Source organism: Acidimicrobiales bacterium (assembly GCA_033344915.1).
Lineage (GTDB): Bacteria > Actinomycetota > Acidimicrobiia > Acidimicrobiales > Aldehydirespiratoraceae > JAJRXC01.
This window is the reverse complement of sequence record JAWPML010000001.1, coordinates 1,929,433-1,944,430: the sequence shown is the minus strand read 5'-3', so window position 1 is coordinate 1,944,430 and position 14,998 is coordinate 1,929,433. Positions and strand designations below refer to the sequence as shown.

At 70.1% G+C, this 14,998-nt stretch carries 18 protein-coding genes; 14 read left to right on the top strand and 4 right to left on the bottom strand.

Translation table 11 applies throughout. The features are described from left to right. Positions 1-13 precede the first annotated feature (13 nt). From def to R8F63_09400, 8 genes are read left to right on the top strand one after another with little or no spacing between them, the layout of a single operon-like run. Positions 14-547, top strand: a complete 534-nt coding sequence (def, locus tag R8F63_09435) for a peptide deformylase (protein ID MDW3218820.1) — start codon at positions 14-16, stop codon at positions 545-547. Then, the gene (locus R8F63_09430) at positions 544-1,425 is read left to right on the top strand and encodes a methionyl-tRNA formyltransferase (protein ID MDW3218819.1); all 882 of its coding nucleotides are present in this window, start codon (positions 544-546) and stop codon (positions 1,423-1,425) included. Before def ends, R8F63_09430 begins: the two co-directional genes overlap by 4 nt. After that, positions 1,425-2,558 carry a transcription antitermination factor NusB gene (locus tag R8F63_09425; protein ID MDW3218818.1) on the top strand — a complete coding sequence of 378 codons (1,134 nt, stop codon included), beginning with the start codon at positions 1,425-1,427 and terminating at the stop codon, positions 2,556-2,558. The genes R8F63_09430 and R8F63_09425 overlap by 1 nt, the downstream gene beginning before the upstream one ends. A gap of 22 nt (positions 2,559-2,580) precedes the next feature. Then, entirely contained in the window at positions 2,581-3,135 is a 555-nt protein-coding gene (locus tag R8F63_09420) for a MogA/MoaB family molybdenum cofactor biosynthesis protein (GenBank protein MDW3218817.1), read from the top strand. Beyond that, positions 3,128-4,171, top strand: a complete 1,044-nt coding sequence (ribD, locus tag R8F63_09415; GenBank protein MDW3218816.1) for a bifunctional diaminohydroxyphosphoribosylaminopyrimidine deaminase/5-amino-6-(5-phosphoribosylamino)uracil reductase RibD — start codon at positions 3,128-3,130, stop codon at positions 4,169-4,171. Before R8F63_09420 ends, ribD begins: the two co-directional genes overlap by 8 nt. 11 nt (positions 4,172-4,182) lie before the next feature. Next, a complete protein-coding gene (gene hisG / locus R8F63_09410; GenBank protein ID MDW3218815.1) occupies positions 4,183-5,058 on the top strand; it encodes an ATP phosphoribosyltransferase in 876 nt (291 codons plus the stop codon). Then, positions 5,055-5,276 carry a cold shock domain-containing protein gene (locus R8F63_09405; protein MDW3218814.1) on the top strand — a complete coding sequence of 74 codons (222 nt, stop codon included), beginning with the start codon at positions 5,055-5,057 and terminating at the stop codon, positions 5,274-5,276. Before hisG ends, R8F63_09405 begins: the two co-directional genes overlap by 4 nt. Before the next feature lie 3 nt (positions 5,277-5,279). Next, positions 5,280-6,077, top strand: coding sequence for a hypothetical protein (locus tag R8F63_09400; GenBank protein ID MDW3218813.1), 798 nt, complete (start codon positions 5,280-5,282; stop codon positions 6,075-6,077). A gap of 18 nt (positions 6,078-6,095) precedes the next feature. Here R8F63_09400 and R8F63_09395 read toward each other — a convergent pair whose 3' ends face one another. Both R8F63_09395 and R8F63_09390 read right to left on the bottom strand, forming a co-directional pair. Further along, entirely contained in the window at positions 6,096-7,850 is a 1,755-nt protein-coding gene (locus R8F63_09395) for an HD-GYP domain-containing protein (GenBank protein ID MDW3218812.1), read from the bottom strand. A 37-nt stretch (positions 7,851-7,887) separates the two neighbouring features. Next, the gene (locus tag R8F63_09390; protein ID MDW3218811.1) at positions 7,888-8,349 is read right to left on the bottom strand and encodes a DUF1844 domain-containing protein; all 462 of its coding nucleotides are present in this window, start codon (positions 8,347-8,349) and stop codon (positions 7,888-7,890) included. A gap of 162 nt (positions 8,350-8,511) precedes the next feature. Between R8F63_09390 and infC the strand changes: the two genes are divergently transcribed. From infC to R8F63_09370, 4 genes are read left to right on the top strand one after another with little or no spacing between them, the layout of a single operon-like run. After that, a complete protein-coding gene (gene infC / locus R8F63_09385; protein ID MDW3218810.1) occupies positions 8,512-9,183 on the top strand; it encodes a translation initiation factor IF-3 in 672 nt (223 codons plus the stop codon). 12 nt (positions 9,184-9,195) lie between these two features. After that, a complete protein-coding gene (gene rpmI, locus R8F63_09380) occupies positions 9,196-9,387 on the top strand; it encodes a 50S ribosomal protein L35 (protein MDW3218809.1) in 192 nt (63 codons plus the stop codon). Between the two features lie 44 nt (positions 9,388-9,431). Then, complete coding sequence (gene rplT / locus R8F63_09375; GenBank protein MDW3218808.1) at positions 9,432-9,794, top strand: 50S ribosomal protein L20; 363 nt, start codon at positions 9,432-9,434, stop codon at positions 9,792-9,794. After that, positions 9,794-10,582: an RNA methyltransferase gene (locus tag R8F63_09370; protein MDW3218807.1), complete on the top strand. Its 789-nt coding sequence runs from the start codon at positions 9,794-9,796 to the stop codon at positions 10,580-10,582. The genes rplT and R8F63_09370 overlap by 1 nt, the downstream gene beginning before the upstream one ends. A 54-nt stretch (positions 10,583-10,636) precedes the next feature. Here R8F63_09370 and R8F63_09365 read toward each other — a convergent pair whose 3' ends face one another. Continuing rightward, positions 10,637-10,915 carry a GNAT family N-acetyltransferase gene (locus tag R8F63_09365; GenBank protein ID MDW3218806.1) on the bottom strand — a complete coding sequence of 93 codons (279 nt, stop codon included), beginning with the start codon at positions 10,913-10,915 and terminating at the stop codon, positions 10,637-10,639. A gap of 75 nt (positions 10,916-10,990) precedes the next feature. On the opposite strand from R8F63_09365, the gene pheS reads away from it, so the two are divergent. Beyond that, complete coding sequence (gene pheS / locus R8F63_09360; GenBank protein ID MDW3218805.1) at positions 10,991-11,989, top strand: phenylalanine--tRNA ligase subunit alpha; 999 nt, start codon at positions 10,991-10,993, stop codon at positions 11,987-11,989. Continuing rightward, a complete protein-coding gene (pheT, locus tag R8F63_09355) occupies positions 11,989-14,364 on the top strand; it encodes a phenylalanine--tRNA ligase subunit beta (GenBank protein MDW3218804.1) in 2,376 nt (791 codons plus the stop codon). The genes pheS and pheT overlap by 1 nt, the downstream gene beginning before the upstream one ends. 3 nt (positions 14,365-14,367) lie before the next feature. On the opposite strand, the gene R8F63_09350 is transcribed toward pheT, so the two are convergent. Beyond that, the gene (locus tag R8F63_09350) at positions 14,368-14,988 is read right to left on the bottom strand and encodes a GNAT family N-acetyltransferase (protein MDW3218803.1); all 621 of its coding nucleotides are present in this window, start codon (positions 14,986-14,988) and stop codon (positions 14,368-14,370) included. Between the last annotated feature and the right edge of the window lie 10 nt (positions 14,989-14,998).

Below are 14,998 nucleotides of genomic sequence, written 5' to 3'. Positions count from 1 at the left end.
TACCCTGGAAGCCATGGCCGGCTACGACATCCGCGTGATCGGAGACCCTGTCCTGCGCCAGACGGCGAAGGAGATCACCGACATCGACGGCGCGCTCGTACGCCTCGTCGACGACATGCTGGAGACGATGTACGACGCCCCCGGCATCGGCCTCGCGGCGCCGCAGGTCGGCGTGCAAAAGCGCCTCTTCGTGTGGGACGTCGGCACCGGTCCCGAGGCGATCGTCAATCCGGAGATCGTCGAGAGCGACGGTGAGTGGCTGTTCGAGGAGGGGTGCCTCTCCGTGCCCGGCCTCTCGTGGGAGATCGTCCGACCGAAGACCGTCCACATCGTCGGGCGTGATCTCGACGGCAACGAGATGTCCTTCGAGGCCGACGAGATCGAGGCCCGCCTCTTCCAGCACGAGCTCGATCATCTCGACGGCACGCTGCTGATCGAGCGGCTCGACGACGACACGCGCAAGGCCGCGCTGAAGACGATCCGCGACCAGCAGTTGGGTGGGGCCGACACCCGACGGCCCACCGGCGGCGGGCTGTCCCTCCCGTGACGATCCCGCCTCCGGCGGAGATCCGACGGATCGCCTATCTCGGCACGCCCGAACTCGCCGTACCGCCGCTCGCCGCGCTCGTGGCGTCGGGGTACGAGGTGCCCCTCGTCGTGAGCCGGGCCGACACCCGGCGGGGTCGGGGCGGCGGCCATCAGCCGTCCCCGGTGAAAGCGGCCGCGGAGGCACTCGGTCTGCGGGTCACGGACGACCTCGCCGACCTCGCCGAGGTCGACGCCGACCTCGGCGTCGTGGTCGCCTACGGCCGCATCATCCCCGCGTCGGTGCTGGACCACCTGGCGATGGTGAACATCCACTTCTCGCTCCTGCCCCGCTGGCGCGGTGCGGCGCCGGTCGAGCGGGCGATCCTCGCCGGCGACGCTCGCACCGGCGTCTGTCTCATGGCGGTCGAGGAGGGACTCGACACCGGGGCGGTCTATCGCCGCGACGAGATCGACATCGGCCCCGACGAGACGCTCGACGAGCTGCGCACCCGGCTCGTCACCCTGGGAGTCAGCCAGCTGGTCGCGGCCCTCGGTGAGGGACTCGGCAAGCCGACCCCCCAGGTCGGCGAGCCGGTCTACGCCGAGAAGCTCACCGCCGACGAACGGCGCATCGACTGGACTGCGTCGGCGCCGACCGTGCATCGGCAGGTGCGGGTGGGCGGCGCCTGGACGACGTTTCGCGACAAGCGCTTGAAGATCCATCGCACCGCGCTCGCGAGCGGGAGCGGCGAGCCCGGATCGTTCGACGGCCTCAGGGTGATGACGGGCGACGGCGCGGTCGAACTCGTCGAGGTCCAGCCCGAGGGCAAGCCGCGCCAGGACGCGGCGGCGTGGCGCAACGGCGCACAGCCCACCGCCGACGACCGGCTGCACTGATGGCGGACGATCCTCGCCGCGTCGCGATCGACGCCATCGTCCGCATCGACGACGGCGGCGCGTACGCCAACGTCCTCCTTCCGAAGCTGTTGGAGGAGACCGATCTCGAACCGCGCGATCGCGGCTTCGTGACCGAGCTCGTCTACGGGTCGACCCGGCGGCGGCGGGCGCTCGACCATGTGGTCGACCGCTTCCTCGTGCAGGACCCGCCGCCCGCGGCCCGCGCCGCGCTGCGCATCGGGGCCCACCAGCTGATCGAGATGGGCACCCCGCCCCACGCCGCCGTCTCGGCCACGGTGTCCGCCGCACCGAAACGCTTCCGGGGCATGGTCAACGCGGTGCTCCGCAAGGTGGCCACGGCGGCCGAGTCGGGCATCGAGTATCCCAGCCCCGCGGTCGAGCTGAGCTATCCCGACTGGGTCGTGGATCGGCTGCGCACGGACATCGGGGCCGACGAGGCGACGGCGGCGCTCACGACGATGAACCGGCCGGCGACCGTCCAGCGGCGCGACGACGGCTATGTGCAGGACGAGAGCTCGCAGCGCATCGCCGCCCTGGTGCCCTCCGCGCCGGGTGACCGCGTGCTGGATCTCTGCGCCGCCCCCGGGGGCAAGGCGACCGGGATTGCGGATCGGGGCGGATTCGTCGTGGCGGCTGATCTCCGGCCGAGTCGGGTCGGCTTGATCAGGGAGAACGTCGCCCGTCTCGGAACGGATCGCGTCGCGGTCCTCCAGGCCGATGCAACGGCGCCCCCGTTCGTCCCCGAGACGTTCGACGCCGTGCTCGTCGACGCGCCGTGTTCGGGCCTGGGGGCCCTGCGTCGTCGGCCCGACGCCCGCTGGCGCATCTCGCCGTCCGACGTGGACGAGTTGGCCACCCTCCAGCGCCGGATGCTCGTCGCCGCGGCCCCGCTCGTCCGCCCCGGCGGCACGCTCGTCTACAGCGTCTGCACCCTGACGGCGGCGGAGTCCACCGATGTGGTCGGCGCCTGTCGCGACGAGCTCGCCGCGCTCGGTCTGACAGGCCATCGACCGGCCGACGCCGACTGGCGGCCGTTCGGACCCGACGTCGACCTGCTGCTCCCGGGCCCCGGTCATGACGGCATGTGTCGGGCTGTCTTCCGGAGAGGCTGAGCCGAGTCGCTATCGTTCCGCCATGGCCCATGCGCACCAGCCCGGCGATCATCACGGTGGCGATGACGACGCCGCGCCGCTCCTCGTGAAGATCCTCACCGTGTCGGACGGCGTCGTCCACGGCACCCGCGAGGACCGATCCGGCGCGATCCTGGAGGAGCACCTCGCGGCCGCGGGTTGGGCGGTGGTCGCACGCGACGTCACCGTGGACGGCGCCGAGGCGGTCGCGGCCAAGCTGCGGGCCCTCGCCGACGGTTTCCACGGTCTCGTCGTGACCACGGGCGGCACCGGCTTCGGTCCTCGGGACCACACGCCGGAGGGCACCCGGGCGGTCATCGACCGCGAAGCTCCCGGCCTGGCCGAAGCGATGCGTCTGGTCAGCCCGCTCGGTCGCCTGAGCCGCGCCGTCGCCGGCACGCTGGACACCACGCTGATCGTCAACACGCCCGGTTCGTCGAAGGGCTGTGTCGAGACGCTCGATGCGGTCCTCGACGTGTTGCCCCACGCCGTGCGTCTGCTCGTCGACAACGCCGACCCGCACCCCGGCGCCGATTCCTCGCACCGCTCCGATGGCTGACGTCTCACCGGTCGTGGACCGTGACCGCATGCTCCGGGCGGTCGACGTGGCGAGTCGGGCCCGCCATCGCGCCTCGCCCAACCCGTGGGTCGGCGTCACGCTCGTCCAGACCGACGGCAGCATCGCCTGGGGGGCGACCCAGCCGCCGGGCGGGAACCATGCCGAGATCGAGGCGCTCGAGAGCGCCGAGGACACGGTCGGGGCGACGGTCTACACGACCCTCGAGCCGTGCAGCCACCATGGCCGGACCGGCCCGTGCACCGAAGCGTTGATCGAGGCCGGTGTCGCCCGCGTCGTCGTCGGCATCCAGGACCCGGATCCCAAGGTCGCCGGCCGCGGGATCGCCCGGCTGCGCGAGGCCGGTATCGAGGTCGACCTCGGCGTCGCCGCCGACGAGGTCGAGCAGCAGCTGCGGCCCTACCTGCACCATCGCCGCACGGGGCGTCCGTGGGTCGTGCTGAAGCTCGCCGCGACCCTCGACGGACGCGTCGCCGCGCCCGACGGCTCGTCGCAGTGGATCACCGGCCCCGAGGCCCGGGTGGACGCGCACCGGCTGCGCGCGGAGTCGGACGCGATCCTCGTCGGCGCCGGCACCGTGCGCGCCGATGACCCGTCGCTCACCGTGCGGGACTGGCCGCCGCCCGAGCTCCACATCGACCCGACCGGGGTGAGCGATCCCCGCCGGATCGTGCTCGGCTCGGCCCCGGAGGGGGCGAAGGTCCATCCCTGCCTGGAGTTCGACGGTGAGATCCCGGATCTGCTCGAACAGCTCGGCACCGAGGAGGTCGTGCAACTCATGGTGGAGGGCGGGCCCCGCGTCGCCCATGCGTTCCATCACCCGAGGCTCGTGAACGAATACGTCGTGTACGTCGCCCCGGCCCTCTTCGCCGGCAGCGACGCGGCGAGCCTGTTCGCCGGCGCGGGCGCGATGTCGGTCGATGGCATCTGGCGCGGACGCTTCGAATCCGTCCAGCAGCTCGGCGCCGACCTGCGGGTGACGATGCTGCCCGACGGTGCCGTCGGCCCGCAGGGATAGCCTTCACGCCCATGTTGAAGCTCGTTCTCCCCAAGGGATCGCTGGAGAAGGCGACCATGGAGCTGTTCGAGGCGGCCGACCTGCCGGTCGAACGCTCGTCCTCGGTCGCCTACAACGGGACGATCGCGGATCCGCGCATCGAGTCCGTGCGCATCTTGCGACCCCAGGAGATCCCGACCTACGTGGCCGACGGGCTGTTCGACATCGGCATCACCGGCCGGGACTGGATCGAGGAGACGAGCAGCGAGGTCGAGTCGCTCGGTGAGCTGCGCTACTCGAAGGCCACCGCCAAGCCGGTGCGCATCGTGATGGCGGTTCCCGGCGACTCGCCGTGGCAATCGGTCGGCGACCTCCCGGCCGGCGTGCGCGTCTCGACCGAGTACCCCGAGATCACCCGTCGCTTTCTCGAGGACGCCGGCGTCGACGCCGATGTCCGCCTCAGCTACGGCGCCACCGAGGCGAAGGTGCCCGACATCGTCGACGTGGTGGTGGACATCACCGAGACCGGGCGGGCGATCAAGGCTGCCGGGCTGCGCATCATCGACACCCTCGTCACGAGCTACACCGAACTGATCGCGAACCCCACGTCGTTCGCCGACCCGGACAAGGCCCATGCGATGCGTCAGATCCACACCCTGCTGCAGGGGGTGCTCGATGCCCGGGGCAAGGTGCTGGTGAAGATGAACGTGCCGAGCGACCGGCTCGACATCGTCATCGACCTCCTGCCGTCGATGAAGGCGCCGACGGTCAACGAGCTGTTCCGCGGCGCCGGCTACGCCGTGGAGACCGTCGTGCCGAAGAACGAGATCAACATCCTGATCCCGGCCCTGCGCGACGGCGGCGCCACCGACATCGTCGAACTGCCCATCGCGAAGATCGTCCCGTGAACGCCCACTCGTCTCGCGCCCGGCGCATCGGGCGGGTGACCGGCTACGACGACGCGGCCGCCTACGGCACGGTCACCGATGGGGACGGCGAGTGGTTCTTCCACTGCACGGCGATCGCCGACGGGTCCCGCACGATCGAGCCCGGGGCCGAAGTGGGCTTCGTGCTCGTGCCCGGCCATCGGGGGCGACTCGAGGCGCGCGACATCGCTGCGGTCTGATCGGTGTCCGCCGTCGCGTTCGCGCTCGTGCTGGCATCGGCGTTCCTCCACGCCAGCTGGAACGCCCGCACCAACGCCGACGACGACCGGGCTCCACAGCTGGCGCTCATGTACACGACCGGCGCGGTCGTGCTCGCCCCGTGGCTCGTGGCCGACCCGCCGACCGAGGCGCTCGGGTTCGTCCTGCTGAGCGGCCTCGCCCACGGGGGGTATCTGCTGTTCCTCTCGCAGGCCTACGCCCGCGGGGGTCTCGCGACCACCTATCCGCTCGCCCGGGGCACGGCCCCCTTGCTGGTCGCCGTCGTCGGGATCTGGCTGCTCGATCAGACGCCCTCGGTGCCGACGTTGGCCGGCGCCGTGGCCGTGGGCGTCGGGCTGGTCGTCATCGGTGGCGTCGCCTGGGGGCGCGGTGAGCGGGTCGCGATGGCGATGGCGCTGGTGACCGGGTGTTTCATCGCGAGCTACACGCTGATCGACGCCCGGGCCGTCCGCGAGACCGGTGAGCTCGGGTTCTTCGCGGCTGCGTCGTTGGTCGCCGCCGCGGTCGTGCTCGTCGGCTCCCGTCCGTCGCCGACGCGGCTCCGTCGTGCGATTCGGCCCGGCATCACGGTCGGACTCTTCTCGACCGCGGCGTACGCGCTCGTGCTGCTGGCGTATCAGCGGGCCGACGCGGCGAACGTCGCCACCTTGCGGGGCGTGTCGATCCTCATCGGGTTGTTCCTGGTGCGGCGTACCGTCACGCCTCGGATCGTGTTCGGCTCGTGCTGTGTGGTGGCCGGTGCCGGGCTCGTCGTGGCCTGAACAGGCGTCGGGCGGCGATCAGATCGCGAGGGTCAGGAACACGGTCGCCTGGTCGCAGCTGCCGGCGACGGAGCAGATCTCGTAGACCAGCGAGTCGGTGCCGCCCGTCTGCAGGAATCCCGGCGTGTAGAGGATCGACTCGCCGACGACACTCGCGGTGCCCCGACCCGGGTCGACAACGACGACGAGCGTCGCCGGGTCGGCGCTCGACGAGCCGAAGTCGTCGTTGGTGAGTACGGCGACCAGGCGGCCCAGGACGTTCAACACCACGGCCTCGTCGTCGTTCGCCACGGTGACCGCCGGTGGTTCGGTGGTCGTCGTTGTCGTGGTGGTGGTCGTGGTCGTCGTGGGGGCGAGGGTCGTGGTCGTCGTCGGGAGCGCGACCGTGGTCGTCGACGGGATGGTCGTCGTGATCGCAGGAAGCGTGACGGTCGGCAGCGGGCTGGTCGTGGTCGACGACTCCGGGACGGCCGGCGGTTCGGTCGTGGTGGTGGTCGTCGTCGTCGTACTGGTGGTCGGCGCCGGGCCGGAGGTCGTCGGGGCGGTGACCTGGGAATCGGGTGCATCGCCGATGGCCGGCTGAGCGAACGTCGGTGTGTCATCGTCCTCGACCGTGCGCTCGGCCGCGAACTCCTGGTCGCCGGGGCCGCCGTCGGTGATCGGCGCGGCGACGATCGCGGCGGCCGACACGGCCGCAGCCGCGACGACGTTGCCCACGTTGTGCGCGAGGGGCACGACGGGCGCCGGAAGCATGTTGGGCACCTGGGCGAGCCAGCCGATCCATCCGGCGAACCGGCTCCGTTCGGGGAGCGAGATCGCGATGAACGATCGCACGAGCGCCGGATCGAACTGTGTCCCGGCGTTCTGGAGCAGCTCCGCTCGTGCCTGCTCGGCCGGGAACGGACGCTTGTAGGAACGCGTCGCGGTCATGACATCGAACGCGTCGGCGATCGACACGATGCGTCCGGCGAGCGAGATCTCCGTTCCGGCCAGGCCGGCCGGGTACCCCCCACCGTCGTAGCGTTCGTGGTGTTGGGTCGCACAGTCGACCCAGTCGCCGAGCCACGGGCGCAGGGGTTCGACGAACGGGGTGGCGGCGGCGGGGTGACCGCGCAGGATCTGCCATTCGTCGTCGGTCGGTCGCCCGTTCTTGTTCAGGATCGCGTGCGGCACCTCGAGCTTCCCGAGGTCGTGGGCGAGGGCGGCCCAGTTCAGCTTCTCCAGCGCGTCGGCGGACAGGTCGATCTCCTCGCCGAGCATGACCGAATACGCTCGGACCCGTTCCGAATGGCCGCGGGTGAGCCGGTCGTGGGCGCCGAGGCGGGCGAGCAGTTGTACGAGTGTCTCCGCAGCCTCCTGATCGGACGCGTAGGCGACGCCGACCGCGCGTTCCAACTGGCGCCCCGTTCGGGCCCGCAACGCCGTGCGGAAGCGCGAGGGTGCCGCATCCGGGAACACGAGCGACATCTGGTACAGCGCCCGCAGCGGGGCGAGCTGACGGGTGGCGAAGTGGGCGACGCGCATACCGGCCACGGCGAAGGCCACGAGCAGAACCACCCAGCCGACCCGGGCCGGCACACCGCCCGGCATGGGCACGATGGTCAGTGCCGCCCAGACCGCGACCCAACTGGCGGTCGCGGGAGCCACCACCATCACGACGCGGATGGCGGCGGTCACGCCGCGTCGGGGGTGCCAGGCCCGGTCGTCGAGGGCCTCGGCCTGCGAGCCGGCGGAACCGCCGGTTGCGGAGGTCGAATCGGGCGCGGCGGTCACCCTTATCCGTCGGCGCCGGAGGGCGCCGACTGAAGGATCAGCTCTCCGAGGGAGCGCCCTGGTTCTTCAGTTGGACGAACACCATGCGCAGCTGATCGAGCGCCTCGGTGAGGGTCGCTTCGGCCTCACCCAGCCGGCCCTCGAGCTTCTCGATGATGGCGGCGAGAGCGTCGATGGCGACCGTCGCTTCGGTGAAGTTCGGCGTCTCCTGGGACAGGTGGAGCGCGGCCAGCTCGTAGAGGCCCATGCCGTGGTTGGCGACGATCATCGCCGCCGGGGTCTCCAGCAGGCGGCCCCGCGCCTCGGCCATCTCCCGGATCATCTCCTCGGCCCGAGCCCGCTCCTCGGGCGACAGGTCGTCGAGCGTCACACCCTCCGGAAGCGCCGCCGCGATCTCGTCGTCCAGCGACGGATCGCCGGCCGGCGGCGCGTCACTGGGGGGCGTGGGGGTGCTGCGATCAACGGGGTGCTCGCCACCGGGTGTCCAGAGTGAACTCATGGCTGGTACCCTAACGGGCACAATTCAAGGGCAAGCGGGGTCACCCCCCACCTGGCCATCAGGTTCTCCGGAATCCGGTTCTTCGGAACCAGCGATGCGCCCAGGTCGACCACACGGCAGAACTCTCGGGTTCTTTCGCGGACGTCGGCTCGCCGTCGTCCGTTGTTTCGTTTTGGAGCAACGGATTCCGCCAGACAACGGAGGTTCCGTGCTCACAAGGAGTACAGGGCGATAGCACCGCCAAGCAACGAGCCAAGGATCAACGACCGAATCCGAGCCCGTGAGGTCCGCCTCATCGGCCAGGACGGCGAGCAGATCGGTGTCAAGGCACTGCCCGAAGCACTCAACATCGCTCGCGCCGCAGGTCTTGATCTTGTTGAAGTCGCCGATCAGGCAAACCCCCCGGTTTGCCGGATCATGGACTACAGCAAGTGGAAGTACGAGAACAACCAGCGCCAGAAGGAATCGAAGAAGAAGTCTTCGAATCTCTCGGTCAAGGAGATGAAGTACCGGCCGAAGATCGGTCCCGGCGACTTCGACACCAAGACGCGCAAGGTCGAGAAGTTCCTCGGCGAGGGCCACAAGGTCAAGGTCACGATCATGTTCCGTGGCCGTGAGATGCAACATCCCGAACTCGGTCGCAAGATCCTCGATCGGGTGGCTGACACGGTCGAACACGTCGGCAAGGTGGAGTTCCACCCCCGCCAGGACGGCCGCAACATGGTGATGGTGCTCGCGCCGGACAAGCAGGCCCAGGCCCGCCACAAGAAGCAGATGGAGAAGGAGGCGGCCGAGGCCGCCGCAGCGGAGTCGGACGACAACGCCGAGTCCTGAAAGAGACCAGACATGCCCAAGATGAAGACGCACAAGGGTGCGGCCGCGCGCTTCAAGCGCACCGGCACCGGCAAGCTCAAGCGCCGGCACCAGAACAAGAACCACATCCTCGAGAAGAAGAGCCCGAAGCGGAAGCGTCAGCTCCGCAAGACGGCCATCGTCTCGAAGGCCGACGAGAAGAACCTGCGCGACCTCGGCGTCTGAGCCGATCCGCACCCGAACCAGAACGAGAGAGAAAGGGGAGTCAGATGGCACGCGTCAAGCGATCCGTTCACTCCAAGAAGCGCCGCCGGGTCGTCCTCGAGCGGGCGAAGGGCCACTACGGGAACCGGTCGCGGAGCTACAAGTCCGCCAACGAATCGGTGATGCACGCGGGCAACTACGCCTACCGTGACCGTCGGGCCCGCAAGGGCGAGTTCCGCAAGCTGTGGATCCAGCGCATCAACGCGGCGTGCCGTGAGAACGGCACCAGCTACAGCCGGTTCATCGCCGGCCTGAAGGCGGCCGACATCGAGGTCGATCGCAAGCAGCTGTCCGAGCTGGCCATCCACGACCCCGCGGCCTTCGCCGCCCTGGTCGAGGCGGCCAACGGGGCGCTCACCGACGCCTGATGGCGCCTGACCCCGGGTCGCATGTGCTCGGGGCACAGAATCCGAGAATCGCCGAGCTGCGTCGCCTGCTCGGGCGGCGCAGTTCGCGTTCGGCGGAGGTCGTGCTGGAGGGGCCCCGGACGGTGGCCGAGGCGCTGGACGCGGGTCATGTCCCGTCCGTCGTGATCGTGCCGGAATCGGGCGATGGGCACGTGCTGCTCGCCGACCTGCCGGACGGGGTCGAGATCATCGTCACCCGTGACAACGTGTTCGATCGGCTCGCACCCGCGGTATCGCCCCAACCGATGCTCGCCCTGGTACCCCGGCCGGTGGCGGCCTTGCCCGCCGCGTTCGGCGCGAACGACGTCGCGCTGCTGCTCGCCGAGGTCGGTGACCCGGGCAACGTCGGCACGCTCATCCGAGTCGCCGATGCGGTGGGTGCGGTCGGCGTGGTCTGTGTCGGCGGCGCCGACCCGTGGGGCCCGAAGACGGTGCGCTCCTCGGCCGGCTCCGTGCTGCGGGTCCCGATCGTCCAGGCGGAAACGCTGGCGGCTGCGTCGGCCGCGCTGCGCGCCGCGGGCGCCCGGGTGATCGGCACCGACGTCCGCGAGGGCGAACCCCACGACGGGGGTGTGCTGAGCGGCCCGGTCGCCATCGTCCTCGGCTCCGAACCCCACGGCCTCGACCGGGCCGAGGTCGACGTCGACGCCTGGGTCCGCATCGACATGCCCGGCAACACCGAATCCCTCAACGTCGCCATGGCCGGCACCCTGCTCGCCTACGAAGCCCGCCGAACCCCGGCTTCTTAACCGAGTTGTGGTCGCATATCGACCACAACTCAACGCGGATCGGAAATCAGGGGGTCAGGTGAGGAGGTCGTGGTCGTCGGGGTGGTTGCGGACGAAGGCAGCGGCGAAGGGACACAGCGGCGTGATCGTGCGTCCGCCGGCCCGGAGGTCGTCGAGCATGCCCCGCATGAGGCGGTCGGCCATGCCCTGGCCCCGCATCGCCGGGTCCGTCTCGACATGGGGAACGACGACGTTGGTGCCGTCGAGGGAGTAGTCCGCGATCGAGACGATCCGGTCGTCGACGATCAGCTCGTAGCGGTTGCGGTCGGGGTTGTCGCGCACGATGTGGTCCACCCGCGCAGTCTCGCAGCATCCAACCCCGGAAACGTCGACGGCAGCGCCCTTCCGACCCCGTAACCTGTGGCCCTGATGATCGAGGAGCTGGAACAGACCGCTGCCGAGGCGACCGCCCGCCTGGCCGACGTCGAGGACCTCGACGCTCTGGCGGCGATCGACGCCGAGTATCTCGGCAAGAAGTCGGCGATCACCCAGGCCAAGAAGCAGCTCGGCGGGCTGGATCCCGAGGATCGCAAAGCCGCCGGTCAGGCGGTCAACGAGATCCGGGGTCGTATCGAGGCGGCCGTCGCCGACGCCCGCACCCGGCTGGCATCAGCGGCGCGGGCTGCACAGCTCGAGGCGGAGCGGCTCGATCTCACGGAGATCCGCGACGAGATCCGCCGGGGCTCGTTGCACCTGGTCACCCAGTCACGCGACCGGCTGGAGGACGTCTTCGTGGGCATGGGCTTCACGATCGCCGAGGGCCCCGAGGTCGAGAGCGCCTGGTACAACTTCGAGGCGCTCAACATCCCCGAGTGGCATCCGGCCCGGGGCAGCTTCGACACCATCTTCGTGAACCTCGGTGAGCCCGAACAGGTGATGCTCCGGTCGCACACCTCGCCGGTCCAGATCCGCACGATGGAGAACCAGGAGCCGCCGATCTACATCGTCGCTCCGGGGCGCACCTTCCGCACCGACACCGCTGATGCCACCCATCTCCCCGCGTTCAACCAGATCGAGGGACTCGTGGTGGACCGCGGGATCACCCTGGGCGATCTGTCCGGCACGATCGACGAGTTCGTCCGGGCGTTCTTCGGCGGTGAGGTGAAGACGCGGCTGCGTCCGTCGTACTTCCCGTTCACCGAGCCGAGCGCCGAGTTCGACATCTCCCGCCCCGACGGATCCTGGCTCGAGCTCGGCGGTTGCGGGATGGTCCATCCGAACGTGCTGCGCAACTGTGGCATCGATCCCGATGAGTGGCAGGGCTTCGCGTTCGGGTTCGGCATCGATCGTCTCGCCGTCATGCGCTACCAGCTCGACGACATCCGTGAGCTGGTCAACAACGATGTCCGCTTCCTGAGGCAGTTCTGATGAAGGTCACCCTTTCCTGGCTGCGGGAGTTCGCGCCCGACATCGACGGTGATCCCGTCGAGCTCGGCGAGACCCTCTCCGCGCTCGGCCTCGCCGTCGAGGAGATGGCGATCATCGGCGACGTCGTCGAGGGCGTGGTGCTCGCCCGGGTGGTGGACCTGCGCCCCCACCCGGACGCCGACAAGATCCAGCTCGTCGACGTGGACGACGGCAGCGGCGGGGGCCCGCTGCAGGTCTGCTGCGGCGCCTTCAACATGTCCGTCGGTGACCTCATTCCCTTCGCGACGATCGGCACCACCATGCCCAACGGTATGGAGATCGCCCAGCGCGAGCTGCGGGGTCAGACCTCGAACGGCATGTGCTGCTCCGGAGCAGAGATCGGATTCGGCGACGATGCCGACGGCATCCTCATCCTCAACGACCGGGTGGTCGAGGGCGCCGAACTCGGCATGCCGCTCGGCGACGCGCTCGGCATCGAGAACGACGTGCTCTGGGACCTCGAGGTCAACGCCAACCGGCCCGACGCGATGTCGGTCGCCGGCGTCGCCCGCGATCTCGCCGCTGCCCTCGGCGTGCCGTTCTCCTTCCCGGACCACGACGCCGACCGATCCGACGAGCACGTCGACGATCTGCTGTCGGTCGAGATCGTGGACCCGTCCCTGTGTGGCCGATTCGTCGCCACCGTGCTGCGCAACGTCACCGTCGGCCAGTCGCCGGTCTGGATGCAGAACCGGCTGATCCAGCTCGGGATGCGGCCGATCAACTCGATCGTCGACATCTCGAACTATGTGATGCTCGAGCTCGGACAGCCGAACCACACCTTCGATCTCGCAACGGTGCCGAACGGCAGGCTGCGGGTGCGACGGGCGGTCGAGGGCGAGACGCTCGTGACCCTCGACGGCGTCGAACGCACGCTCACGTCCATCGACGGTGTCATCGCCGACGAGACCGACACGGTTATCTCCCTCGCGGGCGTCATGGGCGGCGCCTCCACGGAGATCTCCGAGACGACCACCGACGTGCTCCTCGAGATGGCCTGGTGGGATCCGCCCTCCATCTCCCGCACCGTGAAGCGTCTCAACCTGCCGAGCGAGGCGTCGACCCGGTTCCGCCGCGGCTGTGACTGGGGCGAGAACATCGACCGAGCCATGCGGCGCTTCGTCCAGCTCGCGTCCGAGCAGGGGGCCGTGGCTGTCGCCGGTCAGATCGACGAGGCCGGCGAGGTGCCGGACCGCACACCGGTACGGGTTCGTCCTGCGAAGGTCAACGGTCTCCTCGGCACCGACTTGGCCGCCGAGGAGATGACCGCGCATCTCACCTCCATCGGCTTCGACGTCGAGCCGGTCGATGGCGATCTCGACGTGACGATCCCGACCTGGCGCTGGGACACCGCCACCGAGACCGACATCGCCGAAGAGGTCGCTCGGATGTACGGCTACGAGAACATCGCCCGCACGGTGCCCAAGGGCAAGGCCGCCGGCGGCCTCACCGAGTACCAGAAGGCCCGTCGGTTGGTGCGTGACGTGCTCGTCGGCGCCGGCATCGACGAGACGTTCCCGATGCCCTTCCTCGCCCCGGGCGACCTCCAGAACGCCGGCCTCCCCGAGGACGGCGTCACCCTCACGAACCCGCTCCACGCCGAGGAGTCCGTGCTGCGGACGTCGCTGCTTCCCGGCCAGCTCAAGGCGATCGCCTACAACCAGTCGCACCGCGAGCCCGACACCCGGTTCTTCGAGATCGGCCACGTGTACCTGCCCGCGCCGCCCGGCGAGCTCCTCCCGGACGAACGGGAGTACCTGGCCGTCGCCCTCGCCGGCGAGGAGGCCCCCTCGGCGGTCGCCATCCTCGATCTGCTCGAACGCACGCTGGCGTTGCCGAACGTCCGCGTGCAGCCCGACCGGGCGCCCGGGCTGCATCCCACCCGCACCGCCGAGGTGGTGATCGCCGGGCGACCCCGCGGCTATGTCGGCGAGGTCGACCCGACCGTGCTCGAGAACTATGGCGTCGTCGGCCGGGTCGCGTGGATCGAGCTCGATCTCGGCGCAGTGCTGGACGGACCCCACGGCAACCGCCGGTACACGCCGGTCAGCAAGTTCCCGTCGTCCGACATCGATCTCGCGTTCGAGGTGCCCGAGGACGTGCCCGCCTCCTCCGTCGAGGCGTCGTTGCGCAAGGGCGGAGGCGCCCTGCTGCGCACCGTGGCGCTGTTCGACGTCTATCGAGGCGAGGGGGTCGCCGACGGATCCCGCTCGCTCGCCTACCGGCTCCGGTTCCAGGCCGACGACCGCACCCTCACCGACGCCGAGGTCGCCGAGGTCCGCCAGTCCTGCATCGAACAGGCGGCCGCGAAGTCCCGCGCCGTGCTGCGCGCCTGACGTTCACTCCGCCTGATGTCGGGCGGCCAGGCGCAGCAGGTCGTAGAGCGCGCCTTCCGCGATGGCTTCGTCGGTCGAGTGCTCCAGGCCGACGTGGATCTCGATGGCGGCACCGTCACGACGGGTCGAACGCACCGGTCCGAGCGATCGGGCGATCTCCAACATCGCCGCGTTCTCCGCCAGCACGTGCATCAGAAGGGTCTCGTAGCCCGCGGCGACCGCGGTGCCGCCGAGCACGGCGATCAGGGCCCGCCCGATTCCGCGGTTGTGGTAGTCGTCGGCGACGGCAACGGCCGCTTCGGCCGATCGTGGGTCGTCGGCGACCTCGATGAGCCGGGCCACGCCCACGCCGAGACCGGGTGGGGGCGCGTCGGCCTCGGGGTCATAGGCCACCCAGGCGCGGTGGGTGACGTGGTCGATCGAGGCCAGCCGTTCGGCCAGCGCGTCCGGGAGCGTCTGCATCGGGGTGAAGAAGCGCAGGAAGCGCGACCGTTCGGACAGGCGGGCGAATCCGTTGCGCAGCTCGTCGGCGTCGGTGGGCCGGATCGGCCGGAGCACGATGGACGAACCGTCGCGCAGCTCGTGGCGTACGCCGTCGGGCGAGAGGGGGAGGTCGAACCGCACAACGGTCGAG